The following is a 3,517-nucleotide window of genomic DNA, read 5'->3' as shown; positions in this document are numbered from 1 at the left end:
TTCATTCCAAGGGAAAACTTTCTTGTTTTTTCATCTTTAAACCTTAGTATCCCTGTAAGCTCTAAAACTTCATCAATTCTTTTATCATCAATATTTTTATAATACCTTGAAAATTGTTTAAGATTTTCATAAGCGGTGAGATATTGATAGGACTCTGCTGTTTCAATAATACATCCTACCTTTGCCATAGCTTTTTCAAACTGTTCTAATACACTATAGCCTAAAATTTTAACATCACCACTATCAGACTTTATGAGCCCAGTCATAATTTTCATAGCAGTGGTTTTACCCGCCCCATTTGGCCCTAAAAATCCAAAAATATCACCCCTATTTATTTCAAGGTTGATATCCGTTATACCTCTACCATTCTTATATACCTTACTTAAGTTATTTATCTCAATAACCTTCTCCAATTATAACCCTCCTTTAAAAATTGCAACGCAATTTTTTCGAGTTAAGAGTTAAAATTTAAAAACTAAGAGTAAAGGATGGAATTTCATCCATTACTCTTCATTTTTAACCATTCATTCTAAGCTATTCATTCTTAACTCTTTATTTAAGTTGTTAACCTAACTTTTCCTCTTATCTCTTCATTCTCAAAAATTTAGTAGAATCTTTTTATTTTTTCATATTGCTATTCAAATACTCTACTAAACTCACCATTATACCACATTCTACCATTTGGGCTGCTTGGCATACCAAAATATAACTTTGGTTCTTCTCTATAAAGATTTATATTACCTTGAGCAGATGATCCCTCAATATTAAATGTTCCATAGTAATGATTTCCATCACCATGATATTTGGCGTCAAATTTAAATTCTGATCTCTTTCCTGCGTAATCCTCATATCCTTTTATATACTCTTCATGGTATCTTCCAGCAATAGATTCAGTATCAGAATGTGCAATATCTATAATTCTCTCCCCAATTTTTTGGAACTTACCATCTTTTTCTATAACAATATCATTTTTGTATTTACCTACATACATTTCAGGTTTTGTAATTATCTCATTATTCTTTTCTATATGTTTTTCTACTTTTTTTCCTGAAAGATCTGGTTTATTTACAACAGTAGAGTTAATGTTAGATACTTTACCAAGTAATTCAAAAGTTAAGTTGTGTTCCTTTCCTTGATCATCCTTACCTACGATTACTCCTGTACCAAGAAAGCGTTGTATTAATCCATCTTTATCTACAGTCATATTACCTTTAACTTCTTTTACATATACATCCTTAGTAATTAGAGGCATAACATTTTCTCCATTAACACCTCTAGATGAAGCTTCATTTTTCAATACAAAGGAAGTCACTGCATTTATTAATGCAGGTATTTGAGCTTCACTTATGGAACCAGATAATTCTTTGCTTCCATCAGTTTTCTCATCTACTACAACATAATCCTTTAAATTGCCTACAATGGCATCTATTATCTTTTCAACATCTCCTGCTTCCTTCTCTTTAAATGGATTAGCAAAAGTTCTTCCTTCATATGGCTTTTCATATTCAGTTACATAATAAGTACCCTCATCTCCAGTGGTAATAGTACCCTTTTTATCTACATAGTAGTATTCTTCTGTCTTTTTCCCATTCTTAATACTTGTCTGAAGGTTTTCACTTGCCTTTTTAGTTACATCGTATTTATTTACCATATTCTCAGAAATGATAACTTTTCCATTATCCTTAATATTCATAGAAACGTCAAAAGTATAGTTTGAAAGTTTACTTGTAAAACTTTCTGCGGAATACTTTAATGCATCTTTAGCTTGATCATATCCGCTCTTAGATGACATTTCCGCCATAGCAGTTGTTGCAAACATTAAAGTTCCTACCGTAAAGCTTAAGATCATGGCGGTTTTCTTTTTAATCTTCAATTTATAACATCTCCTTTATCTTTTTATTTAAAACACAATAGGAAAGCTTTCCCTATATTCATTCTAAATGAAGCATCTATAATTTTTCTAAACTAATTATAAAGAAATTCTAAAGTTTTATATATATATTCTTAAAATAAAACAACTCCTGCTATTTAACAAGAAGAAAAATTTGCATAATAAAAGCATCCTTTTTATAATAGTTTTGCACCAAACTCCACACAAAAGGATGCTGATAACATTATACCATATCTATCATTTCCCATAACTATCTTTCAATATTCTAATAAATTTTTTTGAAAGCTCATCAATAGTTTTATCTTTTAAATTTACGACCCACATTTCACCCCACATATTTTGGAATAAATCGTCATCTTCAATGGGAACGGACACAATATTATGTATCTCTTCTTGATTTATAACATTCTTTATCCCTATTGTAAAGTAATCTGTTTGAGTTAGTACATTATGTAGTATTGCACGATTGTTCACATATATAATCTTACTGATTTTATCAATATTTTTTAATTTGTATATAGATACATAATCCACACTTTCAATGCCCAATCCCATATAATCAATATATCTAACCATACCGTATTTATAAAGTTCTTCAGAACGTATTTTATGGCCATTCTTTAACAGTGGATGATTTTTAGATAGTATAACTTGTCTATCTAAGTTACAAATAAATGTATAGTCTATATTTTTCATTTTAAGTATATTAACAAAAGTATTTTTCATGGATTGGGGAATGTATACCACACCAACATTAGATTCTTGACAATAAATATCATTTATTACAGTGTAATTATTTGTTTCTTTAATGTAGAATCGTGTATCCCTTTCATTTTTATATTCATCATTAAGTCTAAAAAAAGCATCTATAGCATGGGAGGAATGCATAGTGGATAGTTTAAAGCTATGTGTTTTACTTTGTGTATCCTTATATAAATTTATAAAGTTTTCCACATCTTTAATTATATTTTTAGCATGTTCAACAAACTCTTTCCCCTGGTCAGTTATTTGAACACCATTCTTATTCCTTATAAAAATAGTTATATTAAGTTCTTCTTCAAGTTCGCGGATGGTTTTACTTAAATATGGCTGTGTTAAAAAAAGAGAACGAGCAGCCTTAGATATTGATCCCTGTTTTTCTACTTCTATAACATATTTTAAATATTCAACTTTCAAAAATCACACCCCCTTCTTAAATAAAGTTTACCATATTACTAAATGTTATGGCTACATAACTAAAAGGCATTACCGCCAAGCTGAAAATTAATGGTATTATAAACAAAACACTATATAGTGTCAATATTCAAACAATTTACAAGGAGGTTTTTATGAATACTAAAGAAGCACTAATAAAATTCATAGATAGTAAAGCTAAAGATTTTTCAGAAATCAGTGATAAAATTTGGGACTTTGCCGAATTACAATTTAAGGAGGGAAAATCCTCAGAACTACTTTCTAACTTTTTGGAAGATGAAGGTTTCACCATTGAAAAAAATGTTGCAGGAATTAAGACCGCATTTATTGCTAGCTATGGCAGCGGAAGTCCCGTTATTGGCGTTTTAGGAGAATTTGATGCACTTCCAAATATGAGCCAAAAAAGCGGTATAGCATGTAAGGAACCTCTAG

Annotated in this window: 3 protein-coding genes and 1 pseudogene; 1 reads left to right on the top strand and 3 read right to left on the bottom strand. The window is 29.7% G+C overall.

Going from position 1 to position 3,517, the window contains the following annotated elements; genetic code table 11:
• The 3 genes from RYO54_RS20110 to RYO54_RS20100 all read right to left on the bottom strand — a co-directional run.
• A partial coding sequence (locus RYO54_RS20110; protein WP_315122469.1) for an ABC transporter ATP-binding protein occupies nt 1-413 on the bottom strand: 413 nt, incomplete at its 3' end.
• Between the two features lie 221 nt (nt 414-634).
• Complete coding sequence (locus tag RYO54_RS20105; protein ID WP_315122468.1) at nt 635-1,873, bottom strand: hypothetical protein; 1,239 nt, start codon at nt 1,871-1,873, stop codon at nt 635-637.
• 255 nt (nt 1,874-2,128) lie between these two features.
• Nucleotides 2,129-3,067: a LysR family transcriptional regulator gene (locus RYO54_RS20100; RefSeq protein ID WP_315122467.1), complete on the bottom strand. Its 939-nt coding sequence runs from the start codon at nt 3,065-3,067 to the stop codon at nt 2,129-2,131.
• Between the two features lie 152 nt (nt 3,068-3,219).
• Between RYO54_RS20100 and RYO54_RS20095 the strand changes: the two are divergent.
• Nucleotides 3,220-3,517 (top strand): annotated as a pseudogene (locus RYO54_RS20095) (amidohydrolase); the annotation flags it as partial.

It is taken from the genome of uncultured Clostridium sp., assembly GCF_963515715.1.
GTDB lineage: Bacteria > Bacillota > Clostridia > Clostridiales > Clostridiaceae > Clostridium_AW.
This window is presented reverse-complemented; position numbering and strand designations above follow the sequence as displayed.